The sequence below is a fragment of the Pusillimonas sp. NJUB218 genome (assembly GCF_003788685.1).
Lineage (GTDB): Bacteria > Pseudomonadota > Gammaproteobacteria > Burkholderiales > Burkholderiaceae_B > Neopusillimonas.
In genome coordinates this window covers 106,523-132,488 of record NZ_NQMK01000010.1, presented here as the reverse complement: position 1 = coordinate 132,488, position 25,966 = coordinate 106,523, and the positions used below count along the sequence as shown (strand labels likewise).

Annotated in this window: 27 protein-coding genes, 1 pseudogene and 1 riboswitch; of the genes and pseudogenes, 20 read left to right on the top strand and 8 right to left on the bottom strand. The window is 54.1% G+C overall.

Annotation, left to right across the window (positions count from 1 at the left end; translation table 11 throughout):
- From CHR62_RS13200 to CHR62_RS13175, 6 genes are read left to right on the top strand one after another with little or no spacing between them, the layout of a single operon-like run.
- Positions 1–1,968, top strand: a complete 1,968-nt coding sequence (locus tag CHR62_RS13200) for a heme lyase CcmF/NrfE family subunit (protein WP_123661231.1) — start codon at positions 1–3, stop codon at positions 1,966–1,968.
- On the top strand, positions 1,965–2,489 hold the full coding sequence (locus CHR62_RS13195) for a DsbE family thiol:disulfide interchange protein (protein WP_011633191.1): 525 nt from the start codon (positions 1,965–1,967) through the stop codon (positions 2,487–2,489). Before CHR62_RS13200 ends, CHR62_RS13195 begins: the two co-directional genes overlap by 4 nt.
- Positions 2,486–2,935, top strand: a complete 450-nt coding sequence (locus tag CHR62_RS13190; RefSeq protein ID WP_011633190.1) for a cytochrome c-type biogenesis protein — start codon at positions 2,486–2,488, stop codon at positions 2,933–2,935. The genes CHR62_RS13195 and CHR62_RS13190 overlap by 4 nt, the downstream gene beginning before the upstream one ends.
- A 2-nt stretch (positions 2,936–2,937) precedes the next feature.
- Complete coding sequence (gene ccmI, locus CHR62_RS13185) at positions 2,938–3,795, top strand: c-type cytochrome biogenesis protein CcmI (RefSeq protein WP_123661230.1); 858 nt, start codon at positions 2,938–2,940, stop codon at positions 3,793–3,795.
- A gap of 19 nt (positions 3,796–3,814) precedes the next feature.
- Positions 3,815–4,432, top strand: a complete 618-nt coding sequence (locus CHR62_RS13180; RefSeq protein WP_199722949.1) for a TlpA disulfide reductase family protein — start codon at positions 3,815–3,817, stop codon at positions 4,430–4,432.
- 43 nt (positions 4,433–4,475) lie between these two features.
- Positions 4,476–5,222, top strand: coding sequence for a cytochrome c biogenesis CcdA family protein (locus CHR62_RS13175; protein WP_123661229.1), 747 nt, complete (start codon positions 4,476–4,478; stop codon positions 5,220–5,222).
- 38 nt (positions 5,223–5,260) lie between these two features.
- On the opposite strand, the gene CHR62_RS15865 is transcribed toward CHR62_RS13175, so the two are convergent.
- Positions 5,261–5,482: a GDCCVxC domain-containing (seleno)protein gene (locus tag CHR62_RS15865; protein WP_123661228.1), complete on the bottom strand. Its 222-nt coding sequence runs from the start codon at positions 5,480–5,482 to the stop codon at positions 5,261–5,263.
- Between the two features lie 322 nt (positions 5,483–5,804).
- Here CHR62_RS15865 and CHR62_RS13165 point away from each other — a divergent pair, with 322 nt between their 5' ends.
- The 3 genes from CHR62_RS13165 (at position 5,805) to dsbD (ending at position 8,915) form a co-directional block, all read left to right on the top strand.
- The gene (locus tag CHR62_RS13165; protein WP_123661227.1) at positions 5,805–6,131 is read left to right on the top strand and encodes a four-helix bundle copper-binding protein; all 327 of its coding nucleotides are present in this window, start codon (positions 5,805–5,807) and stop codon (positions 6,129–6,131) included.
- A 408-nt stretch (positions 6,132–6,539) separates the two neighbouring features.
- Positions 6,540–6,824, top strand: a complete 285-nt coding sequence (locus CHR62_RS13160) for a DUF2933 domain-containing protein (RefSeq protein WP_185780636.1) — start codon at positions 6,540–6,542, stop codon at positions 6,822–6,824.
- Between the two features lie 138 nt (positions 6,825–6,962).
- Positions 6,963–8,915: a protein-disulfide reductase DsbD gene (gene dsbD / locus CHR62_RS13155; RefSeq protein ID WP_123661226.1), complete on the top strand. Its 1,953-nt coding sequence runs from the start codon at positions 6,963–6,965 to the stop codon at positions 8,913–8,915.
- 39 nt (positions 8,916–8,954) lie between these two features.
- Here the strand turns inward: dsbD and CHR62_RS16005 are convergent, their stop codons facing one another.
- Positions 8,955–9,107, bottom strand: coding sequence for a metal-sensing transcriptional repressor (locus CHR62_RS16005; protein WP_370318065.1), 153 nt, complete (start codon positions 9,105–9,107; stop codon positions 8,955–8,957).
- Positions 9,108–9,152: 45 nt separating this feature from the next.
- Positions 9,153–9,716: a manganese efflux pump MntP gene (gene mntP, locus CHR62_RS13145; protein ID WP_123661225.1), complete on the bottom strand. Its 564-nt coding sequence runs from the start codon at positions 9,714–9,716 to the stop codon at positions 9,153–9,155.
- 51 nt (positions 9,717–9,767) lie between these two features.
- A riboswitch (yybP-ykoY riboswitch) is annotated at positions 9,768–9,895 on the bottom strand.
- A 327-nt stretch (positions 9,896–10,222) separates the two neighbouring features.
- On the opposite strand from mntP, the gene CHR62_RS13140 reads away from it, so the two are divergent.
- From CHR62_RS13140 to CHR62_RS13130, 3 genes are all read left to right on the top strand, one after another.
- A complete protein-coding gene (locus CHR62_RS13140) occupies positions 10,223–11,245 on the top strand; it encodes a glycosyltransferase family 2 protein (RefSeq protein WP_123661224.1) in 1,023 nt (340 codons plus the stop codon).
- 302 nt (positions 11,246–11,547) lie between these two features.
- Entirely contained in the window at positions 11,548–12,243 is a 696-nt protein-coding gene (locus CHR62_RS13135; RefSeq protein WP_123661223.1) for a heavy metal response regulator transcription factor, read from the top strand.
- Complete coding sequence (locus CHR62_RS13130) at positions 12,237–13,571, top strand: heavy metal sensor histidine kinase (protein WP_123661222.1); 1,335 nt, start codon at positions 12,237–12,239, stop codon at positions 13,569–13,571. Before CHR62_RS13135 ends, CHR62_RS13130 begins: the two co-directional genes overlap by 7 nt.
- 142 nt (positions 13,572–13,713) lie before the next feature.
- On the opposite strand, the gene CHR62_RS13125 is transcribed toward CHR62_RS13130, so the two are convergent.
- Positions 13,714–14,034 (bottom strand): DUF4148 domain-containing protein, encoded by a 321-nt coding sequence (locus CHR62_RS13125; RefSeq protein ID WP_123661221.1) that lies wholly within the window; start codon positions 14,032–14,034, stop codon positions 13,714–13,716.
- Positions 14,035–14,546: 512 nt separating this feature from the next.
- Positions 14,547–15,650, bottom strand: a complete 1,104-nt coding sequence (locus CHR62_RS13120; RefSeq protein WP_123661220.1) for a porin — start codon at positions 15,648–15,650, stop codon at positions 14,547–14,549.
- 947 nt (positions 15,651–16,597) lie between these two features.
- On the opposite strand from CHR62_RS13120, the gene CHR62_RS13115 reads away from it, so the two are divergent.
- From CHR62_RS13115 to CHR62_RS13090, 6 genes are all read left to right on the top strand, one after another.
- Entirely contained in the window at positions 16,598–17,749 is a 1,152-nt protein-coding gene (locus CHR62_RS13115; RefSeq protein WP_123661219.1) for a glycosyltransferase, read from the top strand.
- 349 nt (positions 17,750–18,098) lie between these two features.
- Positions 18,099–18,608, top strand: a complete 510-nt coding sequence (locus CHR62_RS13110; protein WP_123661312.1) for a plastocyanin/azurin family copper-binding protein — start codon at positions 18,099–18,101, stop codon at positions 18,606–18,608.
- Between the two features lie 14 nt (positions 18,609–18,622).
- A complete protein-coding gene (locus tag CHR62_RS13105) occupies positions 18,623–19,099 on the top strand; it encodes a cytochrome c (RefSeq protein WP_148062193.1) in 477 nt (158 codons plus the stop codon).
- A gap of 70 nt (positions 19,100–19,169) precedes the next feature.
- A complete protein-coding gene (locus tag CHR62_RS13100; protein WP_123661218.1) occupies positions 19,170–19,586 on the top strand; it encodes a DUF411 domain-containing protein in 417 nt (138 codons plus the stop codon).
- A 160-nt stretch (positions 19,587–19,746) separates the two neighbouring features.
- On the top strand, positions 19,747–20,106 hold the full coding sequence (locus tag CHR62_RS13095) for a hypothetical protein (protein WP_123661217.1): 360 nt from the start codon (positions 19,747–19,749) through the stop codon (positions 20,104–20,106).
- Positions 20,107–20,258: 152 nt separating this feature from the next.
- The gene (locus CHR62_RS13090) at positions 20,259–20,465 is read left to right on the top strand and encodes a hypothetical protein (protein ID WP_123661216.1); all 207 of its coding nucleotides are present in this window, start codon (positions 20,259–20,261) and stop codon (positions 20,463–20,465) included.
- Between the two features lie 49 nt (positions 20,466–20,514).
- On the opposite strand, the gene CHR62_RS13085 is transcribed toward CHR62_RS13090, so the two are convergent.
- The 3 genes and pseudogenes from CHR62_RS13085 to CHR62_RS13075 form a co-directional block, all read right to left on the bottom strand.
- Complete coding sequence (locus CHR62_RS13085; RefSeq protein ID WP_123661215.1) at positions 20,515–20,961, bottom strand: DUF305 domain-containing protein; 447 nt, start codon at positions 20,959–20,961, stop codon at positions 20,515–20,517.
- 104 nt (positions 20,962–21,065) lie between these two features.
- Positions 21,066–23,399, bottom strand: a complete 2,334-nt coding sequence (locus CHR62_RS13080) for a heavy metal translocating P-type ATPase (RefSeq protein ID WP_123661214.1) — start codon at positions 23,397–23,399, stop codon at positions 21,066–21,068.
- 152 nt (positions 23,400–23,551) lie between these two features.
- Positions 23,552–23,680 (bottom strand): annotated as a pseudogene (locus CHR62_RS13075) (ArsB/NhaD family transporter); the annotation flags it as partial.
- 81 nt (positions 23,681–23,761) lie between these two features.
- Between CHR62_RS13075 and CHR62_RS13070 the strand changes: the two are divergent.
- Both CHR62_RS13070 and CHR62_RS13065 read left to right on the top strand, forming a co-directional pair.
- The gene (locus CHR62_RS13070; protein ID WP_305000435.1) at positions 23,762–24,028 is read left to right on the top strand and encodes a hypothetical protein; all 267 of its coding nucleotides are present in this window, start codon (positions 23,762–23,764) and stop codon (positions 24,026–24,028) included.
- A 676-nt stretch (positions 24,029–24,704) separates the two neighbouring features.
- Positions 24,705–25,964, top strand: a complete 1,260-nt coding sequence (locus tag CHR62_RS13065) for a TolC family protein (RefSeq protein WP_123661212.1) — start codon at positions 24,705–24,707, stop codon at positions 25,962–25,964.
- The last annotated feature ends 2 nt before the right edge of the window (positions 25,965–25,966 follow it).

The window sequence follows — 25,966 nt, the reverse complement described above, 5'->3', positions numbered from 1 at the left end:
ATGATTGCTGAACTCGGTCATTTTTCTCTGATTCTGACGCTATTCGTGGCGCTTGCGCAAGGGTGTTTAGCCCTCGCTGGCGCGGCGCGTGGCAATGCTGTCTGGATCGCCTTTGCTCGACCCGCCGCGCGCGTGCAGTTTCTTTTAATTATTGTCAGCTTCGCGACGCTGGGTTGGTCCTTCATTGTTAAGGATTTTTCGGTGGCTTACGTCGCCCAGAACTCCAACTCGCAACTGCCATTGCTTTACCGTATAGCCGCCGTCTGGGGTGGTCACGAGGGATCGCTCTTGCTGTGGCTACTGATGCAAACAGGCTGGGCGTATGCAGTAAGTGTGTTCTCAAAGCAGCTGCCCGATGTCATGGTGGCACGTGTATTGGGGGTGTTGGGCCTGGTCACCGCTGGATTCCTGCTCTTTGTGCTGCTTACCTCTAACCCGTTCGAGCGCCTGGTACCTGCGCCCATAGAGGGTATGGACTTGAATCCGCTACTGCAAGACATTGGATTGATATTTCATCCGCCCCTGCTGTACATGGGGTATGTCGGATTTTCTGTAGCGTTCGCATTTGCCATTGCCGCACTGCTGGCGGGGCAGCTTGACTCGACGTGGGCCCGTTGGTCCCGGCCCTGGGCGACGGCAGCGTGGTTGTTCCTGACCCTGGGTATCGCCTTGGGCAGTTGGTGGGCCTATTACGAACTGGGTTGGGGCGGCTGGTGGTTCTGGGATCCGGTAGAGAACTCTTCGTTTATTCCTTGGCTGGTAGGTACAGCGTTGATCCACTCCCTGGCGGTGACTGAAAAGCGTGCCAGCTTCAAGAACTGGACGGTGCTGCTTGCCATCAGTACGTTCTCGCTTTCATTACTGGGGGCTTTTCTTGTACGGTCTGGCGTGCTGACGTCAGTACACGCCTTCGCCACCGATCCGCGCCGAGGTGTGTTCATCTTGATGCTCTTTACCGTGGTGGTGGGCTCGTCCTTGTTTTTATTTGCACTGCGCGCGCCCAAAGTGGGCATGGGCGGGCGATTTGAGCTGATATCGCGTGAATCCCTCTTGCTGGTGAACAACGTATTGTTGGCCGTAGCAGCGGGTGCCGTGATTCTCGGAACGCTCTATCCGCTTTTCATTGATGCGCTCGGGTTAGGCAAACTTTCCGTGGGGCCGCCATACTTTAATGCCGTTTTCATACCGCTGATGGTGCCGGCGCTGCTTCTCATGGCGGTAGGTCCGGTGGCTAACTGGAAGTCGGCCAAGATAAGCGCTCTGATGAAACACCTGCATGTCCCGGCTGTAGTGGCGCTTGTGGTCGGTGTTGGCGCACCGTTCATGCTGGGGCGTTGGTCGGCGCTGGTGGCTTTGGGCTTGGCACTGGCCACGTGGATTGCCACTGCGGTGGTTAAGGGCATCGTTGACCGTATGCGGGCTACGCGCACTGGGCTGCGAGCCCAACCGCGTAGCTGGCTAGGCATGCATCTGGCCCATTTAGGTATTGCCGTGTTTGTGGCGGGAGTGACGCTCGTCATGGGCTATGAAACTGAACAGGACGTTCGTATGACGCCTGGCAGCACGGTGAGCACAGGGGGTTATGACTTGAAGTTTCTAGGCGTCAATAAAGCACAGGGACCTAATTATATTGCAGAAATAGGTGACATCGAGCTGTCCCGAGATGGTCAGATCTTGCGTTTACTTCATCCCGAAAAACGTAGCTATATCTCCTCGGAAATGCCCATGACAGAAGCAGCCATTGACGCCAACGGATTGCGTCACGTGTACGTTGCCCTGGGTGAGCCCCTCGCCGACGGCGCCTGGAGCGTGCGTGTTTACTACAAACCATTCGTTGATTGGATCTGGATTGGTTGCATCTTGATGGCGCTGGGTGGGCTGTTAGCTATCAGTGATCGTCGCTATCGACTTAAGAAGCGTCGCGAACGTAAGGCCGTCTTGGTTGCCGCAGGAGGGACCACAGCATGAGCCGCTTTGTATGGCCGTTGGTCGGCTTTATCGTACTGGTGGGCTTCCTGGCGTTCGGTTTGACCCTGAAGCCCAGCGAAGTCCCTTCGCCTTTTATTAACAAGCCGGCGCCAAGCTTCACCTTGCCCCAGTTGGCGTCGCCAGAAGATACGTTTTCACCAGAAGCCATGAAAGGCAAAGTATGGCTGCTGAATGTGTGGGCCTCCTGGTGTTATGCCTGCCTTGAAGAGCATCCCGTGATTACGGCTTTGGCTAAAACACATGGGGTACCCATTGTCGGCCTTAACTACAAGGATATACGCGGGGAAGCCATTTCGTGGTTGGAACGCCATGGCAATGGATATGTGTTGTCCGTATCCGATACGCAAGGGCGTGTGGGCATCGACTATGGCGTTTATGGCGTGCCCGAGACCTTTGTTATCGATAAGGACGGCTTCATTCGTTACAAGCACATCGGTGCAGTAACCGATAGTGCTGTACGCGACACGATACTACCGCTGATACGGGAGCTTGAGCAATGAAACGTTGGTGGCTGACATTATTGTGCGCGGTCATCGCCTTGCCATCGTGGGCGGATAACGGCGCGGCGGAAAAGCGCATGTTGGATATTGCTGGCGAGCTGCGCTGCCTGGTGTGCCAGAACGAATCAATCGCGGCCTCGCGCGCCGACCTGGCCGTGGATTTGCGTCAGCAGATACGCGAACAGATTCAAGTGGGCAAAAGCGATGCCGAGATCAGAGCCTATATGGTTGATCGTTATGGTGATTTCGTACTCTATCGCACGCCATTAAAAGCCACCACGCTGTTGCTATGGTTTGGCCCCATGTTGCTGCTGGCCTTTGGGCTCCTCGTTCTGGCGACAACATTGCGCCGCCGAAAAAGCAGTGTGGCTGACGCATTGTTAAGCGACGATGAGCGCAAGAGGGCGCAGGCGCTGCTAGCGCAAACCACGGACAACGGAACATAACCATGAATTTGATTTTTATCCTGATTGCTTCATTACTTGCTTCTGGTGTCACCTTGTGGCTCGGGCTTGCTCTGTGGCGTGGACCCAAGCTGAATAGCAGCATCGAGCATCACGCCGTCAATGCGACGGTGCTGCGCGACCAATTGGCTGAGCTGGAGCAGGATCGCGCTAACGGTATATTGTCTTTGCACGATCACGCTGCGGCCCAACAAGAACTGCAACGACGTGTGCTTGATGAGGCAACACCCGCTCAGGATACCGGGCAACGGCGCCAGAGCAGCAAGTCAGCCGCGATAGCGCTGGCCATCGTCTTACCCGTGGCAGCAACGCTTACCTATCTGGCGATAGGGAACCCCGCTGCGATTACGCCACCGCCGGCGCAAAGTGCTCCCGCTATGACACAAGCCGATGTGCAGGCGATGGTGGACTCGCTCGCTGCGAGGCTGGCGCGCAATCCTAATGACGCGCCTGGTTGGCTCATGCTGGCGCGCTCATATCGCTATTTTGAAAAATATGAAGACGCGGCTGCCGCCTTTGCCAAAGCGGCGACCGTCATCCAGTCGGATCCTTTGGCGTTGTCCGAATTTGCCGAAACACTCGCCAGAAGCAATCAAGCTGGCTTTAAAGGGGAGCCGACGCAATTGCTGGAGCGCGCACTATCGCTCAATCCCCGGGAACCATTCGCCCTGACTTTGGCGGGCGCCGCAGCGCTTGAGCGCCAAGACTATCCGGCAGCGATTGACTATTGGCAACAGTTATTCGACCTGCTTCCGCCTGACTCGGACGCCGCGCGGGCTGTCGCAGACAGCATAGAGCGAGCTCGTCGAGCACAAGCCGAAACGGTAACCCCCAAGAACTGATGGATGCTGAACGTTAACAATGAAGAACTCTTTTAAGATAATTGCTTGGGCAGCAGTGGCGTTAATCAGCGTGATCGCCATCGCGACCGTTTTGTTTTTGTACCAACGTAACAATGCCTCGAAAAATCTCCTAGGTGGAGTACTTAATGTTGCGGTGGACATAGGGGGGCAGCGATTCATGCGCTGGCATACGCCACGTGAACTGCCTTTGCTCTCCTTCCGGGATGCGACGGGCAAGACCGTGACTTTGGCCGATTTTGAAGGCCGTGTCATATTGCTTAATGTCTGGGCGACCTGGTGCCCCCCGTGTCGGGAGGAGATGCCATCGTTGGACCGGTTAAATGCCAAGCGTGGCGGTCCAGACTTTGAAGTCGTTGCCCTGTCGATTGATCGGGATCCTGATTTGATCAAACCGTTCTATCAGGATTTTGGTATTCGAACGTTAAAGCATTACGTTGACCCGACGACAAGGGTTTCAGACACGCTGCGTGCGCCGGGCGTGCCAACAACGCTATTGATTGATCGAGAAGGGCGCGAAATCGGCAGGGCGATGGGGCCCGCTGCCTGGGATGGCCCGCAAGTTGAAGCATTAATTGATGGCGCACTGCTGCACGCCTCTATTCGGGACTCAAAGTGATGCGAGATAAGAATAAAGCAGACTACCAACTGGGGATGATGCGATGCTTGAATTAACTGTCATTGGGCTATTAACGGCGTTTTTCGCCGGTATTGCTTCCTTCCTATCGCCCTGTGTTTTACCGCTCGTGCCAGGTTACCTCTCCTATATTGCGGGCGATTCGGTTCAGTCCAGTACCTCTCATATCGAAGCACGTGTGGCTCGCTGGCGAGCATTGGGCCTTAGTGCGTGTTTCGTTGCTGGCTTCTCCATGGTGTTTCTGATTTTAGGGGCCAGCATCACCGCAATTGGGCGTTTGTTTCTATCGTATCGCTATGAACTGAATATTGCCGCGGGAGGCGTTATTGTCATCGCCGGCCTGATGATTATGGGCGTCATACGTGCCCCGCTATGGATGCAGCGTTACTACCGCTTCGAGCCGCGTAGCGGTAGCGGTAAGCCTTGGTCGGCGACCGTGCTTGGCATGGCGTTCGGTTTCGGTTGGACGCCGTGTATTGGTCCCGTGCTCGGCGGTATTTTGATACTCGGTGCCACTTCCGAGAGTTTGGGACAGGGGGTACTGCTTTTGGGGGTCTATGCACTGGGGCTAGGTGTACCGTTCCTTCTTTCCGCGTACTTCATGACGCCGTTTATGCGTCGGCTAGGTTCGCTGCGCCGGACGGGGCGCTACCTTCAGATAACCACCGGCGCGATTCTGGTACTGATGGGCATTGCGGTAGCAAGTGGACAGTTGGTGCGTTTTGCTATTTGGTTACTGAGGACGTTTCCGGCGCTTGGGGCGATTGGGTAGTTGCGTGGTCTTCCGTGTTTCGCCTCTTGAGGTTCCGATCAGCTACAACAGCCTTTCTGTCTGCTGTGTTCTTGAACTGGCGGACAGGGTACGGAACCGTACGAACAATAAACACAGCAGTCGCCGGGTTGCGGCTTCAAAACAGCCCGGCATTGCTCGCACTCGTAGAACCATTGGCAGGCGTTAGTTGGCATAGTTTCCGTTTTGACATACCCACATTCAGGGCAGGTCAGCGTCGATTCTAGGACAACAGTGCTCATTTCATGTTCCTCATCTTCAGGGATGTGTGCATGGTCGTGCTCCAGAAAGGTGTAGGACCATTCGGCACGCGCAATGCCTGCACAGGCTCCAACCATGGGGTATTGATTGTGTTACGGAACTACAGTGGTACTACTGACGTCAACATAACGCAAGCATTAAAAAATTGTAATACGAGGCGCATGTAGAACACAGATTGCGTGAAGAAAACGAGATTATAGAGCAGAGTATTGCGCTTAAGGCATTGAAGTTGCTGGATTAGGCAAGTGGCATCGCATAGCGGAGCCACTTGATAATCACACCGTAAGTTCTTTGGAGATTAATATGCCTCATGAAAGGTTTCAATCATGCATCGACGCTTGTTATGCTTGCGCTACCGAATGCGACCACTGCGCTGTTTCATGCCTGGGGGAACAAGACGTCAAAGCGATGGCACGCTGCATAAAGCTAGACATGGACTGCGCGCAAATTTGCCGCCTAGCGGCCAGTTATATGGCCAGGGACAGTGAGTTTGCCCAAGCCCTTTGTCGCCTGTGCGCCGATGTTTGCCAAGCTTGCGCGGATGAGTGCGCCAAGCACCAAATGGATCACTGCCAGCGCTGCGCCGAGGCTTGCCGCAAATGTGCCGAAGCGTGTAGGCGGATGGCATAGATGAACTACTGGGCGTACAGTACGCCCGATGCACGATGTGCTTTTTGATCAGCGCCTAGTCTGGCCAGAATGGCCGGACGGCGCTCAAACGCTGTAGCGCTGTCCGCTTAACTTGGTCCTCATCACGTTTATCAGCAGAGTAGACGTTCCCACAGAGACAATGTCAACCGGCAGATTTTTCGCCCACTGTATATATGGAACGCTTTGTCTTTTGTTCACTAGTGCTGCTGAAACGGGGCGACCGCTTTGTACATATAGCAACAAATTTTTTCCTCCCTCGAGCTCCTTTTCAAAGATGACGAAGATGTAATGTCCGCGCAATCTGCCTGACAGCAGCGAAGTATTACAGTAGGCTCGTCGCTGGATTTCTGCATAACTCATCCGCCACGCAAGTATAAGGAGCCAACAATGAAATGTGATATGAAGACGATGCTCAAGGCCGGTCTTGGGCTAGCCGTGTTGATTGCTGTCGCCTATGCAGCGTTGCCGGATGCTCGTGAGTGGATTACTGCGGCAAGCCCGTTCTTATTCTTCTTGATCTGTCCGTTGATGATGTTTTTCATGATGAAAGGCATGCAGTCGGGCCACAGCGATAACGAATCAAAGACGAGTGAACCCGCCCAAGCGCCAATGCCGGAAGTCGCTAATGTTGGGGACTACCCACGTGCACTAGAGCACAAGAAAGCACCTTGATACTGGAGCAGGCCATGGGAACCAGACTCACACGAATAGTTCTCCTGGCGCTAGCTGTAATTGGGTTGGTCGCTATTTTCGCCTTCGTTTTCATGGGCATCATAATGTTCTGAATGATGAGTAATTGAAGTGAACTCTATGCGTTTTCTGATAGCCATGCTGGTGTTGGCACTGGCGTGGTTACCTGGCGTTAGCTCCGCACAATTTTCTGAAATGCCAGCCGAGTCCACCGGTATTACAGAGTCGGTTTCTGCTTCCTCGGACAGTGGGATTCTAGGCCCCATGCGAAGTTGGTTTGGTGGCGAGAACTCTGACCAAGAGCTGTTGCCACCAGACGAAGCGTTCAAAGTCTCGGTGAGGGCACGCGACGCCGATACGCTGGTCGCTACGCTCACTGCAGCAGACGGCTATTATCTTTATCGGGATAGGATTGCGTTCGCTCTTCAGGCGTCATCCAGCGCAGCGATCAAGAACGTCGCGCTACCCCAAGGTAAGCTTAAGGATGACCCCACTTTTGGGCATGTCGAGGTGTATTACGGATCTGTCCAGATCCCAATTACGTTAAATCGGCTGTCTGGATCCATTTCCGATCCGCTGATTCTGCAAGCCTCCTATCAGGGTTGTAACGATCCGACCGGAGTCTGCTATCCACCAATAAATAAAACGCTGTCGGTAGTGCTTGTCGAGGCAGCCCAAACCAGCGCCGCCTCAGAAGGTGCTAACGTCGCGCAAGCTCAAGCGAGTAGCGGCATCCCGCGAAGCACTGCCAAGGTCCAAGTCTCGGAAAAAAGCCTCGTACGAGATCTGTTCGCTCAGGACAATGCGTGGGCGCTTATAGCCACCTTCTTTGGTTTTGGCTTGGTTCTCGCGTTTACCCCCTGCATGCTGCCCATGATTCCGATCCTGTCGGGAATGATTATTGGGCAGGGGCGCTCGTTAAGCCGCCGCCACGCGTTCGGACTTTCTTTGGTCTATGTGATGGCCATGGCCATAACTTATGCGCTCGCCGGTGTGGCCGCGGGATTAGCAGGGACGATGCTCTCGGCGTACCTGCAAAACCCGTGGGTGTTGGGCAGTTTTGCCCTCATCTTCGTGTTGCTTGCGCTGTCCATGTTCGGCTTTTATCAGCTTCAGATACCCGCTTCCATCCAAAGTCGCCTAGCGGGCGCCGCAAACCGGTCTGCCGGCGGCAAGGTCTTGAGCGTATCCGTTATGGGTGTGCTATCCGCCGTCATTGTCGGGCCGTGCGTAGCGGCACCTCTGGCCGGAGCACTGCTTTACATCGGGCAGACAGGAGATGTCGTGCTGGGTGGCTTGGCGCTTTTCTCGCTGGCCATAGGGATGGGTGTTCCGCTTCTGATCTTTGGCACCACAGCGGGTGCGCTTCTGCCTAAGGCCGGCTCGTGGATGAAATCAGTGCAGCACTTTTTTGGTGTCACGATGCTGGCGGTGGCCATCTACCTGATTTCCCCGGTGATACCTTCTGTCGTCCACATGAGCTTATGGGCCGCTTTGCTCATTATTTCTGCGATGTACTTGAAGGCATTGGACCCGCTACCAGACGGTTCGGCTGGCTTTGTACGTTTGGGCAAAGGGGTAGGGGTTATTGCGCTCAGTTCAGGTTTGGCGCTGCTTATCGGCGTGCTGTCAGGAGGCCGCGATGTGCTGCAGCCCCTACGCAGTTTAAGCGGTCCAGGTGCTGCAGCCATGCAGGATATCGGCTCGACCGAGCTGCAGTTCAAGAAAGTCACGAGCCTTGCCGACCTTGAGTCGCAATTGCAGGGGGCTGAAGGCCGCTATGTCATGCTCGATTTCTGGGCAGACTGGTGCATCTCGTGCAAGGAGATGGAGCGCTTCACGTTTACCGATGCCCAGGTGAGAAAGCGCCTGAGAGACGTCGTGTTGCTTAAAGCCGATGTGACCGCGAACGATGCCGAGGATCAAGCACTGCTTAAACGTTTTGGGCTCTTTGGCCCGCCAGGCATTATCTTTTTCGACAGACAAGGGGCGGAGATCGACTTTCAGGTTATCGGGTTTCAGGCGCCCCAGAAGTTCTTGCGCTCTTTAGACTCGGTCATGCCGGGTCAGTGAGGTCGAGGGCCAGACGCTCAGTTAAGTCACCCTGGAGCTTTACTTTAGGTAGGATCGCAGCACCTTAGCCAGCTGGTTGACCCCCTGTTCGCGTTCTGCCGCTGACAAACCCGCCGCAGCGATGTGCTCCCGAATCTGGCCTTCCAGCACCTTAATCATTAGGCCATGTATCGTGCCGCGGATCGCTGCAATCTGCTGGGGTATCCCTCTTTAGCGTCGCCCAAGTTCATTTGCTTCTTACATGGTGAGGTGTTCATACAGAATGACCGTACCAACGCCCATTAATGCCAACCCGCCAAGAATCTCCGCCCACTTGCCGGCCACATTGCCGATCAACCGGCCGACCATGACACCGAGCGTCACCATTACGAACGACGCCAAGCCAATGGCCGCAGCGGTTATCAGGATATTGTTATCGATAAAGGCTAGGCTGACGCCCACGGCCATCGCATCAATGCTGGTGGCGAACCCCGTGGCGGCAAGTAACCAAAACGAGTGACGGATCGCAGGAGTGGATTCGGCTTCTTTAGCCCGAAGGCCGGTGCGAATCATCAACACGCCCAAAATCGATAGGAGGGTGAAAGCGATCCAGTGATCCCAGTCTGCAACGAACTCGGCTGCGATGGAACCTAGAGCCCATCCGACTAACGGCGTGATGGCCTCGATTACACCAAAAATAATTCCGGTTCTTAGCGCTTCTGATAGGCGAGGATTGCGAAGGGCAGTACCTTTGCCCACGGCGGCCGCAAACGCGTCGGTAGACATGGCCAACGCCAGGATCATCATAGAAACAAAATTCATGAGGGAGTGGTTCCAGCCGAGCGACACATGGACTTTCCGGTACGGCTCGGCAGCGCACTAGAAAAGTCTATGGTCTCACCATGCCTTTCGGCCGCTTGCGCCATGGCTTTGGAGCCAAGAATGTTGACGCAACTCTTTCGCGCCAAGTCGAAAGTAGGCTACTCCCCAAAGAGGACGGCTAATTCTATCACTTGGCAGCAAAGTCCAGGGATGCCGGACGATTTGAACTGAACCGTGGTGTGCAAAGCGTTAGAGTAAGAACGGTAAATTCCAGCTCGAATAGGGAATCATGGGGTTGGCGATCCGAGACTCCAAAGGCATTGCCAATGGACCGGCAAGCTTACGTTCCAGATGGATTACAAAAAAGTAATTGAGCCGTCACTGAACTGACGGTTTTGCTTAATTAGAATTGAAACTATATGGCGAGAACCATGCAAGGCTCGTTTCCTACATCAACGCCGCAATTGCGGTGATGAATGTCATTCGTTACATAAGGGTTGTGTTCCATGAGCGCGTTGGTCGAGATAATGAGCCCCGAGTTAGATAAGGGTGACATGACGGAGTTGTCGGTAGTGATTCCGTTGTACAACGAGCAGGAGGTCATCACGGTTATGTACGAACGGTTGACCGCTGTGCTCACCGGCCTACGGGTTACTTATGAACTGGTCTTAGTGGACGATGGTAGTGGCGACGGTACGCCCGCTGTGATGAGACGGTTGGCCAATGATGACTCGGCTGTCACGGCTGTATTTCTAAGCAGAAACTTTGGAAAGGAAGCGGCTCTGACAGCGGGCCTAGCGCATGCCGTCGGCGCCGCGGTCGTCATCATGGATGCCGACTTGCAGGATCCTCCAGAATTAATCCCCAAAATGATGCAAGCCTGGAACGAAGGCGCGGACGTCGTTTGTATGCGCCGCAGCTCAAGAGCAGGCGAAACCTGGTTCAAGCGCCGCAGCGCGCATCACTTCTACCGCGTGCTCAATGCTGTCAGCGATGTGGAGATCCCACCCGATACCGGCGATTTTCGCTTGTTAAGCCGCAAGGCTATCTATGCCCTGCAACAGTTGAACGAGCGGAATCGCTACATGAAAGGCTTGTTTGCCTGGATAGGCTTGCCCACGACAGTCATTGAGTATGATCGGATGCCGCGTGTGGCGGGCACTACCAAATGGAACTACGCCAGCCTGTTTAACCTCGCCTTTCAGGGCATTACTTCTTTCTCCACCGCTCCGCTGCGCCTTGTCGTCGCTGGAGGCCTGCTGACGGCATTTCTTGGCATTATTTTCGCCCTGTGGATTGTTGCCAAGACGCTTGTCTTCGGCGACCCAGTGCAAGGTTACCCTTCCCTCATTGCCATGATTACATTTCTTGGTGGTGCCCAATTGCTGTCAATTGGGCTGCTTGGCGAGTACATCGGCAAGACTTATTACGAAACTAAGCAACGTCCCGTGTATTTGGTGTATGAGGTGCTGAAGCGAGGAAGAGTAGTGGACCAAATGACTGCCAGTTCCGAGCGCTCACATGCATAAAATAGTCTCATATAGACCACTTGAACGGTGACGCATTGCGACGAGGCCTAAATATGTCAAAAATGTGATGGTAGCGACCATCCCATTGTTAGTGGCAGTTCACACGCCAAACTACATATGCGGCCGAGATTACGAATTTGTAATGATTGTGTTCGTCTAATGACAGGCTGAATAACGTAACGTATACAGTTGCGAGAATACCGTGCGTTAGGAACGAGCTGCTAGTTACGACAGCAGATGCGGTGTCGCCTCACGCGCCACTGTGCGCTCAGCCCTTATCCCATGGAGGAATCACACCCGCAATGAAAGTTCTTGTGGTCGAAGATGAAAGAAAGCTTGCGGACTACTTACGTCGAGCATTGACGGAACATGGCTATGTGGTTGATGTGGCTGGCGATGGCAGGGAAGGTCTATATTTCGCACGGGAAACCCCATACGATCTTATCCTTCTGGATGTAATGTTGCCGGGTATGGATGGATTTCAACTATTACGCGAGCTGCGCAAGCAGAGTCGTGTGCCAGTGCTCATGCTTAGCGCAAGAGACCGGGTTGAAGACCGGGTAAGAGGGCTGGAGGATGGCGCTGACGATTACCTTCCCAAGCCCTTCTCGCTGACCGAGCTCATGGCTCGGATCTTCGCGTTGGTTCGTAGGAACGATCCTGCAAACTTGACTGACTCCCACACGAATATCGTTCGCGTAGCTGATCTAGAGTTGGATCTTCTGCGCCGACGCGTCTATCGGAACGAGCAGCCGATCAACTTGACTGTGAAGGAGTTCGCTTTGCTCCAGTTGTTCATGCGAAAGCGTGGCCAAGTCTTGTCTCGGCAGACTTTAGCGGAACAGGTATGGGATATTAATTTCAACAATAATACTAACGTAGTTGAAGCGGCCGTGCGGCGATTACGCGCAAAGGTGGATGGCCCGTTCGAGAACAAACTCATACACACCGTGCGCGGCATGGGCTATGTAATTGAGGCTCGGGATGCCGAATGTTGAGTTGCTCAAACTCAATTCGAGGCCGACTTTCGCGCTGGCTCGCGATACAGACCTTGGTAAGTGTAGGACTGATCTGTACAGCTGTCTATCTTGTTATTAGTTCGAATTTCGCGACCCGTCAGACCGAGCTTTTGGCGGAAAAGCAGAGGGCGATTCTGCATTTAACTACGGAAAATGTATCTAAAGATAGCTTCGAATCGTTGCAACATCAGCTCTTGGATTTCTTCCATGGCCATCCAGAGCTCTCGCTGGTTCTGCAAAGTAGCAGTGTGACCCAGACGTTTGGCAAAAGACCATTAAACGCCAAGGAAAGCATGTTTCGGCAGCTTACGTTTATGCTACCCGAGTATGGACTATCGACGGGACCGCTCCAAGCGCAACTGAGCATGGACATCACTTCCGACGTCCGTTTTCTCAAGCGCTTGGCACTGGCTCTGTTTATCGGCGCAATTTTAGGCGCAGTACTCGCATCGTTAGGTGCCGCGTGGTTGGTTCGCAGGGCGCTGACTCCGATCGATGTATTGAGTCGCCAGGTCGCGAAACTGTCTCCGGAACGGCTTGGCGAGCGACTGGAGACGAAGGCCGCTCCGGCAGAAATTCTACCGTTGATGGTCCAGTTCAACGCGTTGCTTGAACGTATCGAAGGTGCCTATGCTCAGATGGAGGAATTTAATGCCAATCTGGCCCATGAGCTAAGGACGCCGTTGGCAACGCTGATTGGTGAAACCGAGCTGGCATTAAGTTCGAAACGCTATGAGCACTCGCTTAACGAAATGCTCGCTTCTAATCTAGAAGATCTACACAGAATGGAAAGAGTCATAAGCGACATATTGCTCCTCGCACGGGCCGATGGCGGCACGAGAATTAAGACAGAACAGACCAACAGTATTGCCATTACAATCCAGGAGGTTATGGATTATCACGAGGCTCAGGCCGAAGAGGCTGATGTGAAATTACTGCTTGTGGGCGACGCCTCAGCAATGATTAGCCGTACGCTTTTTCAACGCGCCGTGTCGAATCTACTATCAAATGCGATCCGGCACGCCGACGCGTTCAGCGACGTGCTGATTGTCGTGGAATCAGCAGGCGAAGAAGTGCGGATCGCAGTTTGTAATCTTGGCACGCCTGTCGCACAAGAGCACCTGGTAAGGTGCTTTGAGCGGTTCGTCAGGTTACCGGCAGAGCGGGTGTCTAGTGATCAAGATCATTTTGGTCTGGGGTTAGCGATCGTTGCCGCGATAGCTCGAATGCATGGCGGAAAAACGTTTTGTAGGACGGTCGATCGATTGGTTACTATGGGGTTTACAGTGGCTCGACCACTACATTAGTTTTGGCATTCGTGTTCGGATATTAACCGCGCCATACATGGGAATGACCGCCTAGGTGTTAGATAAGAATACCGCGCACAAGTGTAGCTATGCGCGGTGACTATTGCTACTCCTTCATGGAGAAGAGCCTCGTCAAATCGAATTACCGTTTCGATTGCCGTTGTACCTCCCGTTGTACCTCTGCGTTATATTCTGGGCCATTACGCATACGAACATACTCAGCGTAGGCAGATCTGTATTCGCGGCTAAAGGTAATGGAGGGCTCGTAGTCTACCCGGAATTGATCGAGCCCCGCTTTCTTCCACAATGCTAGATCTGCACGCACTTCCGCGCGCGTCTTATCTATGCTTGAGGACGCCGCCGCGCTTGCACTGACAGCGGACGTATGCGGCTGTGCGCTGACTGCCATCGTCGATGTCGCCAGCAGCACTGCTGCGAAAAGGTTCTTTTTCAAGTTGGTCATATGTTTACTCCTAAAATTTACGAACGCATGCGGCCGTGCAATGGCGCGTGAAGAAGGTTAAGCCGCTGATTGAATTGTAAGAAATCAGCCTGGTCAGTTTGCGAACACGTGCATTACTTTTTTGTTACCCAACTTGAGGCACCATGATCTTTGTCTAAGTGGTTTCGTTAGATGTATACGATTGATCATGCTCGATTCTTCGGGTAAGTTGAACCTTTCGAACGCTGTTGCAGCAAGTCTCGCCTTGACGGTGTCTCCCACTACGCTCGGGGCGGTTCACCTCACCGATGGGCAGTGTCGGAACAGTCGATGTGAGCGCCACTAGGAAAGCGGCTGGGAGCCTACCAAACCGTTCGGTCAGTCTGAGCCCCACTTCAATCACGCCTGGCTTCTTCCCCGCCATGCCGTCGTTTCGGAAAGAAAAGCAGCACACCATAGCGGCTATCGAGGCACGCACAATCGCCCATCAGCGTGCATGGAGTTTCTGCACCGCTGATGGACATCATGCCAACTTAGAAGCTGTGACGCAGGCCGACGCCAATCGACTGAGTCTTGTTACCCGAAACGAAGGCGACATTTTTTCCATAGGCGCCTTGCGCATAAAGATTGGTGCGCGCGGAGAGCTTATAGGTGTAGGCTAGACCAAAAATGTGCTGCGATTCGAGGTCTCGGCCAGCGTAGGCCGCACCGCTGTTGCGGGGGTCGACCATGCCCCAACCGGCGAGCAGCTTACCGCGCGCGCCGACAGGGGCGCTTAGGCCTACGCCGTAAGAGTTAGCACGGAAGCCGTTGTTGTAAGCGCGGATACTGCCGAAACCGAGTTCCGAATCGCGCAGTTGAGAAGGAGTGCCGAACCAGCCGTCATCAGTGATGCCGAAGCCCAGATGTACCTCGGCCACCTCGAAGTCATAACTGCCTGCAAGGTTCCAGGATTTGGCCTTGATGCCGGTGGCGGTCTTAGCGTCGTTTATCTGGTCATAGGTCAGAACCGCAGCCACGGGACCATTCAAATAGCGTAGACCCGCAGTCACGGCGCGGACATTCGGCTCGTTATGGTCCCCTTGCTTGAACTCTTGCTCGCCATCCGCATTGAACGAATACCCGATACCAGCCTGGAAGCCAGAAATGCTGGGAGTCAGGTACTGAATCTGGTTATCGTAACGTACCTCAGCCACGCTGAACGTGCCGGCGGTACGAGCTTGATTGAAGTTGTTGCCGAAGGGCGTGGCGACACCAGCCAGCCAGCGGTAGGCGATGTTGCCCTGGCGGCCCAGCGTGATCGTGCCCCAAGCATCGGATTTCAGACCAAGCACCGCTTCTCGGCCATACAGACGACCGCCTTGGGCTTGGGTACCGTTCATCAGGCTGTAACCGTTTTCCAGCGTGAAGATGGCCTTCAGGCCATCACCCAGATCTTCGCTGCCCCGCAAGCCCCAGCGATTGCTCGACTGAGCGCCATCCCAACCACCCGTTTTGGATGCGCTGGCTGTGTCGCTTTTGAATTTTGTATAGCCCACACCACCATCCAAAAGACCATATAGCGTTACGGATGTATTGGCTTGCGCCGCACCTGAAAAACCGGATAACAAGGCGGCTACCAGCAAACTCTTTTTCATGAAAACTCCAGAAATTAGCCTTGATCAGTTGCAAGACCTTTTGTGGGTCAACTGATCAAACTTCCGAATGGAAGTCGCCGGCATTACAGCAGTGTTTCGTTAACGCGCAGTGAATTTCGAGCTTCCTGACGGAGATGTAATCTCGTAATCATCTTCCGGTAATGATAGTTGGCAGGGAACGGAATTCGCTGAAATTCAGTGGCCGTGATCATCTCGATTACGTCGCCGTTCAGAGCTGAGTTGACGGTTGATAGCAACTTCAAGCGTAGATTCAGGTAGTAAAAATAACGCTGGAGTTCGGGTCTACATAGTTCATTGAAATTGGTCCGCGCCGTTTCCTTTGGTCTTGCTTGATCATGTAGATTGTTCTGCTATGTCGTTCAAAGAGCAGGGTGGTTTGCACATCGTTGAACCTACGAAGAAGGCATACGAACTGAGGCGCTATTGGTCCATGCTCATGCGAGCGGAGGCTATTGCGCTATCGGAAGTTCGCAGTCTTCAAAGCTGCCTATCTGGGTCGACGCGCTTCTAATGTGCATTGCAAAAAAGTAATCCTCGAGTTCGACGTTTGTCACGTCTGTACGCTTATCATTCGCGTCTTGTAGGCGAAGAACCCACCATCCTCATAGCGGTGGCTTCGCAAAGAAAACAAGCTTTGATCTCCTCAGCACGCTGGATTGCCGCTTCGCTTAAGTACCCGTAGCTCGGTCAAAGCTTAGGTTGTCTTCTGGCGTTGATAAACAACGAGTCTGCAGTTCTACGGGAATGCGCGAAGGTGTCGAAGTAAACAGGTGGCTGCAAAAGAAGGCTAGGTGGATATCCCAAAGCCCGGGTCAGAAGCATTTCAAACTCTAGTAGACATCTCGTGTTGTCCTGAGCCATTTCTAAACGATAGCGACCATTTCGAATATGAAAAAGATATCTCGTTTCACCGCACCGCTGTCATTATGAAGATTCTCTATACCAACTTTCATCGAGGTGACGGCGGAGGACACACTACTTACATTCTCTCGCTTGCGCGGGAGCTCGGCAGTGAGCACGAGATCGTCATTGCGGCGCCCAGAGGGAGCCGCCTTTTCGAATCAGCTGCGGTTCTGCCAGGCGTTCGGACTATGCAGCACGAATTCAAAGGAGGATTGCTCAAAACGCTGCTGGGCATTCGGTGCCTGAGAGCATTCTTGCGGCGTGAGCAATTTGACATTATTCATGTTAACGGCGCGGCAGATCATCGTGCCTGTATGTTCGCATTGATTGGATCTGGCACTTGGCGTCCAGTGCTCGTGTATTCCCAACATAGTGACCGCCTATCTCGAAGCGTCGGAGCGCTAGCTCGTGCAAAGCTTGCTACGGATCATGTCATTTGCGTCTGCGACCATACGCGGAAAAAGTTGGTCGATTCATACTTCAGCGGGTGCCGTCTGCACGTAATCCGTAATGGTGTTGACTTAGACAGGTTTGTTCCCCCTTCGCGAGAGGAGCGATTGGCTGCGAAACGCTGCTGGATTCCGACTCACTTGGCGGGGCGGTTAGTTGTGGGTAGCAATGCGGGAACCGCGGCGTACAAGAATTGGCTGGATATGGTTGAAGCCGTCTCTCTTCTTCCTTCTGTGCTACGAAGCCAAATCGTCATCTTGATTGCCGGCGTTCTTCCATCAGATGCTCAGCGCGCCAGAGTCGAGGCATTAAACCTACGCAATAGTGTGGTTTTTACCGGGCTTTTGGATGATGTCCGTTCATGCTTGGCAGCATTGGACGTCGGGTTTGTTGTGTCATCTGAGATAGAGACTATTTCGTTTGCATGCCGAGAAATGATGGCTATGGGTATACCTGTAATCGTAAGTGATGCGGGTGGTTTACCAGAGAACGTCGAAAATGGACATGATGGCTGGATTGTGCCAATCCGAGATCCGCAGGCGATAGCTTCCGTTCTAACGAAGGTGTTGGAAAGCCCTACAGATCTAGTTTCCATGGGTCAGCGCGCGCGTCAGAAGGCTGTTCAGGAGTTTTCGATTGGTTCATTCGTCTCGTCTACTCAGGAGGTGTACCAACGTGGCAAAGTTTCGCCCAAGAGCAGCACATGGATTGTACGCCCTGACTGAGCTCCGACGGCCTAAACCGTGCGCATGGCACAAATATGTTATGGAACAGTTGCCTGTGGCAGAGATGGCAGACGCCATGGAGGTGCTCGTAGTAACTCAAATAAGCCCTCGGTTAGAACGGCCGTGCCTATATTACAAAATTGTAATTTGCACGTCAGTAGATCGGCAGTTGTACTTCGTTAAAGTGCAATTGATTGCTCAATGCTGTTGCCATTAAAGTGACTAACTCGGGCGATGAAGCAGGAAGCCCGTTTCTTGGATGGTTTGGGTTTTCGGTTTCGATATTGCCTTTTCTTGGGGCGGTTTGAAATGGCTGCCTACTTAAACAAACTCTAGGAGTATACCCATGATGAAAAAGACCCTTTCTATTTTGGCTTTAAGTGTCCTTCCGACCCTCGCATTGGCTGCCGGCAACCATGGCGGGGGGCATGGCGCACCGGCGCATGGCATGCCCGGTCACGATATGTCTACCATGTCGAATGCACCTTCGCCAACTGGTCAGCCGGGCGATCCGGCTAAAGTTACGCGCACGATTGAACTGACGATGGACGACACCATGCGGTTTACGCCTGGTGACATCCAGGTCCGCGCTGGCGAGACCATTCGTTTCTTTATCAAGAATACGGGGAAAATCCCTCATGAAATGGTGATCGGGTCCATTGCCGATATGAAGGCCCATGCGGCCGAGATGCAGAAGATGCCGGGGATGCAGCATTCGGAACCGAATATGATTACATTGGGCCCGGGTAAGATTGGCGGCTTGGTGTGGCAGTTCGACCAGGCGGGCACTGTCGATTTCGCTTGCCTGATTCCGGGTCACATGGAAGCTGGAATGGTCGGCAAGGTAAAAGTCAGCTGATCTAGCGCATTCAAATGACACGGAGAAAAAAATTGGTCTTTGGAATGGTTGGCGTCGTCATAATCGGCGCCGCCGCCGTCCTTTACAGCACGATTCGGCCATCTGGCCCGGCATTCATCGACCCTGCGGACCAATCCCTTGTGATGCAGGGCAAGGCGATCTATGCGAACAATTGCGCAGCCTGCCATGGCGAGGCCCTGCAAGGCCAGCCGAACTGGCGTGAACGCATGTCCAATGGCAGGCTGCCTGCACCGCCGCATGACAAGAGCGGCCATACCTGGCACCATCCCGATGCGATGTTGGTCGATATGGTGAAAAACGGTCTGGTCCCTGGGAAGACAGCACCTCCAGGCTATGTAAGCGACATGCCCGCGTATCGCGACATCCTCAGCGACCAAGAGATCATTGCGGTACTGACTTATATCAAGAGCACTTGGCCCCCTAAAGTTCTAGAGGCACAGAAGGAAGTTACTTTGCAACAGCAGAACTAAGCTGCTTGGTTGTGGTCTTTATCTATACTATGAATCATTCAAGATCTACATTTTTGCTGGAGCAGGTTTCATGAAACTATGGCTAACAGCGGCTGCCTTATCTGTCGCGTCATCCTTTGCACAGGCTGCCGGCACGGCCATTACCGTATATCAGGACCCCAATTGCGGCTGCTGCACCGGATGGGTCGAGCATATGCGGGATGCTGGCTTTGACGTTACGACGATCAAGACAGCCGACATGGTTTCAGTCAAGCAAAAACTCGGTGTGCCACCAAAGCTTGGATCGTGCCATACAGGCGTGGTACACGCCACCGGCCAGATCATAGAAGGGCATGTGCCCGCCAATGCAGTCAACAAGTTGCTCGCTGACTCGTCGGTGAAGGGCGTGTCGGCGCCTGGCATGCCGTTGAATGCGCCGGGCATGGGGCAACTGGACGGCAATCTGGTTACGGTGGACTTTAACGGTAAACCATTTTCTAAGGACTAAAATCTACAGACGAGCAACGATATAGCCGGGTACGCCACGATTGGTACGCATTTGCTGCTCTGACGCTGGAAGACACTACACCTCCACACCTACATCTCTCTTGCGCCACAAGTTCAAGCCGGTTCGTGAAAAGTCAATTTTCTGAATTTAGGAGATCAAAATGAATATGAAAGCACTATTTATTGCGCCCGTTACGGCGCTCTTGTTGGGCGTAAGCGGTGCAGGAGCAGCAGCGACTCCCAGCGGCGATGGCACATCCACGGGCATGAAAGCTGAACCAGGCATGATGCATAATGATGACGCGACCCAGATGGGCCAGATGAAGCCAGGTAGGATGAAAGATCACGGCATGATGGGCGGCGGCATGATGGGGATGATGGGCAGTTGCCCTATGATGGGTGCCGCCAGCGGCGCCAATAGCAAAGTGATGATGCAGATGCATGGCGAGATGATGCGTGCCATGGGCGACATCATGATTAAGTATGCCGATAAACTTGAAGTGCCATCCTCGCCTCAATAACGAGATCTGAGTTCGAACCAAAGAGCTGTCAAGAAAGCTATTTCGATGGCTTTGGATGCGCTGCGAGCCGTTCATGGGGCGTCGGCTACCAAATGCCGGCGCTAACCGAAGACTGCCTCCCGCATCGTCCTTGGAAACGATGGAGCGATCGCTTGAGCAAGCCATTTACCTTCGGCACCCTGCGTACTTCGCTTTGCATTGATGAGCAGTGGGTGATCACAGTCGCCAATGCGTTTGCCAGAGCGCTTGAGGCCAGCACGACGCTGGAGACCTGGGTCAGCGCATCGTCGGCTGATGCAGAGTTTCCGGCATTCAATCCTGTGCAGTTACCCAGGCAGTCAATGAGTATTGTTGCTTAGAACCTTTCCTGTGACTTCGTTCAGGCTCACTTGCGGCTCAGATGCGGATTTATTTCTCGAGATCCTTGATAAGCGCTTTCATTTCTTCGATTTCCCTGCGCTGTGACTCGATGATTTGACCGGCCAGTTCACGAACGCGAGGATCAGAGAGGGTCGCCCGTTCGCTGGTCAAGATCGCGATGGAGTGATGCGGAATCATCGCCTTCATCCAGGAAACATCCTCAATGGTTGACTGACTTCGCACAAGCCAGAGAGCAAGCGCAAATACTATCGCGCTGGCGACAAAAATCGCACTGTTCACGCGACGACTTCGGTGCATATGGACCATGAAGGCCAGCATGATGATTGCCATCGCGGCGCCCATCATGAATGCCATATACACGCGGGTTTCACTGAAAAAGACGTCGGCCAGCTCATACGTATTTAGATACATAAGGCCGAACATCACGATCGTTGAAGTAGCGATCATGGCGGCAAACCGAAGGTATTGGCGCATGGCTGATCTCCTGTTTTACGTAAAGATTTGCTATTTCCCCAAACACGTCAGCTTTGGCTACTTGCTAAGTTCAAGTGCCACCGACTCACGCGACGCGTTGCACTTCAGGTAGACTTTCGAAGCCTAAGGGCATTGAAAACGACCGATGCTGAACTCAGACTCATCGCCAGTGCCGCGAACATGGGTGAAAGCAACAGCCCGACAAACGGGTACAAGACCCCAGCGGCCAAGGGCACCCCAAGAGCGTTGTAAACGAATGCGAAGCCCAGATTCTGCTTCATATTGGCGACTGTTTTGTCCGAGAGGTGGCGCGCAATCGAGATGCCGCGCAAGTCTCCCTTGACCAGCGTGACCTGCGCGCTGTTCATCGCCACGTCGGTTCCGGTACCCATCGCAATCCCGACATCCGCTTTGGCTAAGGCAGGTGCGTCATTAATGCCGTCGCCGGCCATCGCAACAACTCGGCCTTCTGCTTGAAGTTTGCTGACCAAATCCAGCTTGTCGGCCGGCTTCACTTCACCGTGAACCTCGTCAATTCCTAATTGCTGTGCCACAGCTTTAGCCGTCGAAATGCCGTCGCCTGTTGCCATGATGACGCGGATCCCAGCCGCCTTGAGACCCTTCACGGCTTCCGGTGTGCTTTTCTTGATTGGATCAGAGACGGCCAGCAAGCCTATTAATTGACCGTCTGTTGACAAATACATGACGCTTGCACCCTTGGTGCGCAACGATTCGGCGGTACTGGCCATGATCGTAACGTTAACGTTTTCTTGGTCCATGAGAGCGGTGTTGCCGAGGGCGAGGTGCTTACCGTCGACCTGGCCCCGCACCCCAATACCGCTACCCGATTCGAACTCGTTGACGGCACTGAGGCTTAAGCCTTGCTCACGCGCTGCGCTAACAATGGCGTCTGCTAGCGGATGTTCACTGCCCTGATCAAGGCTAGCCGCCAGACGCAGCACTTCGGCAGCCTCTGTGTCGCCTGCCGGAATGGCCTGCTCGAACGCAGGGCGGCCTTCCGTCAAGGTGCCGGTCTTATCGACGATAAGGACATCGACTTTACGTAGGTTCTCGATGGCTGCTGCATCGCGAAACAGCACGCCCTGGGTGGCGCCACGGCCGGTTGCCACCATAATGGACATGGGCGTGGCCAAGCCCAGGGCACATGGGCAGGCGATGATCAGTACAGCTACGGCGTTAATCAAGCCATATACCCAGCTCGGTTGCGGCCCAAAAGTACCCCAAACAAAAAACGTGATGATGGCGATGACGACGACTGCCATCACAAAATAACCAGCCACTTGATCTGCCATGCGTTGCATCGGTGCGCGGGAGCGCTGCGCTTGCGCGACGAGCTGGACGATCTGCGATAGCACTGTGGCTGAGCCGACCTTTTCAGCTCTAATCACTAGCGAGCCCGACGTGTTCATCGTTGCGCCGATCACTTTGTCGCCAGGGCGCTTGCTTACTGGCAGCGGTTCGCCTGTGAGCATGGATTCATCTAGGGAACTGGCGCCGTCTTCCACCAGGCCGTCTACGGGGACTTTCTCCCCAGGGCGCACACGCAAGCGATCGCCTTCATGCACGTGCGTCAGGGGTACATCCTCTTCTGTTCCATCCGCGTTGATCCGGCGTGCTGTTTTGGGTGCGAGTCCCAGCAGCGATTTGATTGCAGCCGAAGTTTGCGACCGCGCCCGCAGTTCCAGGATCTGGCCAAACAGGGTCAAGGAAATGATGACCACTGTGGCTTCAAAGTAAACAGCCACACGCCCCATGGATATGAACGTTTCGGGGAAAATGCCCGGTGCGACTGTCGCCACGACGCTATAGACGAACGCAGCGCCTGTGCCAAGACCGATGAGCGTCCACATGTTGGGGCTGCGGTTGACAACGGATTGCCAGCCGCGCACGAAGAAGGGCTGCCCAGCCCATAGCACCACGGGTATTGACAACACGAGTTCGATCCACGTTTGCGCGCTCATGTTGAACCAGCCAAGCTGCGGACCGAACATGGCCAGCACGGTGACAATGACCGTAAGGGGCAGTGTCCACCAGAATCGCCGAGAGAAGTCTTTCAGCTCAGGATTATCGTCCTCCAGGCTGGGCATGAGCGGCTCAAGCGCCATGCCGCACTTTGGGCAGCTTCCCGGATGATCCTGTCGAATCTCGGGATGCATTGGACAGGTATAAATTGTGCCAGGAGCTACCTGCTCGAAAGCTGCTTCGTTCTTGTTTTTCTGACCGGTGAATTTTTTGGGATCACGCTTGAACGTTTCCGAGCACTTGGTGCTACAAAAATAGAAACGCTTGCCTTCATGCTGAACCTGATTTACGGAGTCTTTCGTCACTGGCATACCACACACAGGATCGGTGAGTTGCAAGCTGGAGGAGGGCTGCGTCACGTTGTGGTTGTGAGGTTCAGACTTGTTGTGCGCCATGGCGATAAAAACCTTCCAAGAGTGTGAGCGCAAGTTCAGCCCGTGTACGGCCAGATGCTTTTAGCGCCAGGGAAATTGGGGTCAAATTCCATCATGCCACATACCAACACGTGATCAGACGTTAATTCGGGGCTTGGCGCATTACATTTTTGTCATGTAACACCTAATCGCAGCGCGAGCGCCGCGAGAGTAATGAGCAATACGGGCAAAGTCAGCACGATACCCACTCGGAAGTAATAGCCCCACGTAATGGTCATCCCCTTGCGTGCCAGGACCTGGATGAGCGGGGTCAACGCGTGCGTTAGCGATACTCACCTTCCAACGCCGCTCAGCCGTTTTTTTCTGTTAGTTTGAGACCATCGATGACCAGCTATTCTTCACCCGCCGATTTGACCTTGCCAATAGTCGACGAGACCCTATTGGACAGACCCACTCATGACAAACTTTCCTTGTCGGTTGGGGCAACGCATCCGCCCCATATTCTTCTACTGTACGGTTCGCTACGTGAGCGCTCATACAGCCGCCTCCTTACCGAAGAAGCGGCGCGCATCCTGACGCGCTTGGCCGCCGAGGTCGCCCGCTTGGCCGAGCGCGCCATGGAGCAGGAAATCGAAACGACGGGCAGCTAAACGACACTGGCATCGATTTGTATTTAGTTAAATAAACTCTCAACCACCTATAGCCTGAGGGCATCAGCATCAGCATCAGAATGCGGGATGGGCCTACGGCCATGAGAATTACCAGCTAAATTTGATATAATCCAGCTTGAATGAAAAAGTTTATATTCATCTTTCTGCTGGTGCTTCTGCCCCTCCAGGCTTCCTGGGGAGTGGTCAGTGTGTACGCGACACAAGAGCATGATAGCTGTTCTCCTACTTGCTCCGAAGCTCAAATGGTTCAAGCAAAGGATGGCGACCAAGACAGTTCCACCACACCGAGTGCTCATCACGAAGACCGTTTTTGTGGTTTGCATGCTCTCGGTATTGTCGAAACCGGCCCTCATCAAGGCATCTCCTTCTCATCTGACGCAGCCCCTCGAGTCCAAGAGTCGCGGCTTGCGTTACAGATCTTCATCGAACGGCCAGAGCGGCCTAAATGGAACGCGTCAGCCTGAAACGGCGCGACGCAGCACTCACCGCGTCGTGACGTCTATCCTTGCAGTAGCTGGGAACGGCAGGACGGGTACCACTTTCGTCTGATTTAACAGAATCGCTCCCGTCGCGTTCGCCCCTGGGCGACTATGACCGCACCCCCCGGCGCTGCTCAAGAGTCAAGTATCTCTAAAGACTATCTTGGAGCAATTCCATGCGCAGTGCATTAGTTCTATTTGCGGCCGCCGCGATCCTTTGGAGCGCCGCCTCGGCCCAGCCGCTGCCTTCATATTCCGCCGCGCCCACTGCCCCGCCCACTGAGCCAGCCACGTCGCTGACACTCAATCAGGCTTTGACACTGGCCCTGGATGCCAATTACACCCTTTCGTCGGCCCGTTACGCGGCCGATTCGTCGCAAGGCGTCGTCTTGCAGGCCGGCGTCAGGCCAAACCCGATACTGGACATCGAAGTAGAGGACACATCCCGCAAGGCCTCGCGTACGACAACGACCAAACTCAGTCTACCTATCGAGCTTGGGGGCAAGCGCGATGCGCGCATTGCCTCGGCCGAGCTTACCCGCGATATTGCGGGCCAGCAGCTGCTGCAGGCTCGAGCCGATGTGCGATCACAAACGGTGGCCGCATTTTTCGATGTCTTGATCGCGCAAGAGCAAGTAGCGCTGTCAACTAAAACGGTTGAGATTGCTGGCGATGCATACCGCATTGCAGATCGGCGCGTGGAGGCGGGAAAAGTTCCGCCGCTTGAGGCTGATCGGGCGCAGGTCGAACTGGCAAACGCCGAGTTGGAAAAGTCCCAGGCGGCCAGCTCCTTGGAACTGGCGCGGCGCACCCTTTCGGCGTTGTGGGGCAATCCGTCACCGCAATTCACCCAAGCGCAAGGGGAGGTCGCTGTCTTGCCGGCACGCCCCGGGTTAGACGACTTGGCCGCTGCACTGGAGCGTTCTCCTTATATACAGGCCGCACGGCTTGAGCAGGACCGATCTCGAGCTCAGATCGATGTGGAACGCAGCAAGCGATATCCGGATCTGACGGTAAGCGCCGGCGTCATTCGTAATAACGAACTAGATCGAAATCAGATGATGGTGGGCGTATCGATTCCCTTGCCCTTTTTCGACCGAAATCAAGGCAACGTCTATGAAGCATCGATGCTGGCATACAAGAGCCGAGACGATTACCGGGCTTTAAAGATTCGTTTGCAGACGCAGTTACAACAGAGCGCCAGCCAGTTCGACATGGCCAAAAGTACCTCGGCAAGGCTTGCATCCGACATTTTGCCTAAGGCCGAAACGGCGTTTGAACGCGCCAAGAAAGGTTTTGAAGCTGGCAAGTTCGGGTTTACCGAAGTGTTGGATGCGCAGCGAACGTTATTTCAAGCGCGCGTTCGCCACCTTTCAGCACTATCGGATGCATATCAAGCCCTCGCGCAAATAGACCGTATTCTGGGATCAGATTGACT

What these genes read in the sequence shown, in the direction of transcription:
- CHR62_RS13200 (WP_123661231.1), top strand. Translation starts at nt 1, where the DNA reads ATGATTGCTGAACTCGGTCATTTTTCTCTGATTCTGACGCTATTCGTG.
- CHR62_RS13195 (WP_011633191.1), top strand. Translation starts at nt 1,965, where the DNA reads ATGAGCCGCTTTGTATGGCCGTTGGTCGGCTTTATCGTACTGGTGGGC.
- CHR62_RS13190 (WP_011633190.1), top strand. Translation starts at nt 2,486, where the DNA reads ATGAAACGTTGGTGGCTGACATTATTGTGCGCGGTCATCGCCTTGCCA.
- ccmI (WP_123661230.1), top strand. Translation starts at nt 2,938, where the DNA reads ATGAATTTGATTTTTATCCTGATTGCTTCATTACTTGCTTCTGGTGTC.
- CHR62_RS13180 (WP_199722949.1), top strand. Translation starts at nt 3,815, where the DNA reads ATGAAGAACTCTTTTAAGATAATTGCTTGGGCAGCAGTGGCGTTAATC.
- CHR62_RS13175 (WP_123661229.1), top strand. Translation starts at nt 4,476, where the DNA reads ATGCTTGAATTAACTGTCATTGGGCTATTAACGGCGTTTTTCGCCGGT.
- CHR62_RS15865 (WP_123661228.1), bottom strand. Translation starts at nt 5,482, where the DNA reads ATGAGCACTGTTGTCCTAGAATCGACGCTGACCTGCCCTGAATGTGGG.
- CHR62_RS13165 (WP_123661227.1), top strand. Translation starts at nt 5,805, where the DNA reads ATGCCTCATGAAAGGTTTCAATCATGCATCGACGCTTGTTATGCTTGC.
- CHR62_RS13160 (WP_185780636.1), top strand. Translation starts at nt 6,540, where the DNA reads ATGAAATGTGATATGAAGACGATGCTCAAGGCCGGTCTTGGGCTAGCC.
- dsbD (WP_123661226.1), top strand. Translation starts at nt 6,963, where the DNA reads ATGCGTTTTCTGATAGCCATGCTGGTGTTGGCACTGGCGTGGTTACCT.
- mntP (WP_123661225.1), bottom strand. Translation starts at nt 9,716, where the DNA reads ATGAATTTTGTTTCTATGATGATCCTGGCGTTGGCCATGTCTACCGAC.
- CHR62_RS13140 (WP_123661224.1), top strand. Translation starts at nt 10,223, where the DNA reads ATGAGCGCGTTGGTCGAGATAATGAGCCCCGAGTTAGATAAGGGTGAC.
- CHR62_RS13135 (WP_123661223.1), top strand. Translation starts at nt 11,548, where the DNA reads ATGAAAGTTCTTGTGGTCGAAGATGAAAGAAAGCTTGCGGACTACTTA.
- CHR62_RS13130 (WP_123661222.1), top strand. Translation starts at nt 12,237, where the DNA reads ATGTTGAGTTGCTCAAACTCAATTCGAGGCCGACTTTCGCGCTGGCTC.
- CHR62_RS13125 (WP_123661221.1), bottom strand. Translation starts at nt 14,034, where the DNA reads ATGACCAACTTGAAAAAGAACCTTTTCGCAGCAGTGCTGCTGGCGACA.
- CHR62_RS13120 (WP_123661220.1), bottom strand. Translation starts at nt 15,650, where the DNA reads ATGAAAAAGAGTTTGCTGGTAGCCGCCTTGTTATCCGGTTTTTCAGGT.
- CHR62_RS13115 (WP_123661219.1), top strand. Translation starts at nt 16,598, where the DNA reads ATGAAGATTCTCTATACCAACTTTCATCGAGGTGACGGCGGAGGACAC.
- CHR62_RS13110 (WP_123661312.1), top strand. Translation starts at nt 18,099, where the DNA reads ATGAAAAAGACCCTTTCTATTTTGGCTTTAAGTGTCCTTCCGACCCTC.
- CHR62_RS13105 (WP_148062193.1), top strand. Translation starts at nt 18,623, where the DNA reads ATGACACGGAGAAAAAAATTGGTCTTTGGAATGGTTGGCGTCGTCATA.
- CHR62_RS13100 (WP_123661218.1), top strand. Translation starts at nt 19,170, where the DNA reads ATGAAACTATGGCTAACAGCGGCTGCCTTATCTGTCGCGTCATCCTTT.
- CHR62_RS13095 (WP_123661217.1), top strand. Translation starts at nt 19,747, where the DNA reads ATGAATATGAAAGCACTATTTATTGCGCCCGTTACGGCGCTCTTGTTG.
- CHR62_RS13085 (WP_123661215.1), bottom strand. Translation starts at nt 20,961, where the DNA reads ATGCGCCAATACCTTCGGTTTGCCGCCATGATCGCTACTTCAACGATC.
- CHR62_RS13080 (WP_123661214.1), bottom strand. Translation starts at nt 23,399, where the DNA reads ATGGCGCACAACAAGTCTGAACCTCACAACCACAACGTGACGCAGCCC.
- CHR62_RS13070 (WP_305000435.1), top strand. Translation starts at nt 23,762, where the DNA reads ATGACCAGCTATTCTTCACCCGCCGATTTGACCTTGCCAATAGTCGAC.
- CHR62_RS13065 (WP_123661212.1), top strand. Translation starts at nt 24,705, where the DNA reads ATGCGCAGTGCATTAGTTCTATTTGCGGCCGCCGCGATCCTTTGGAGC.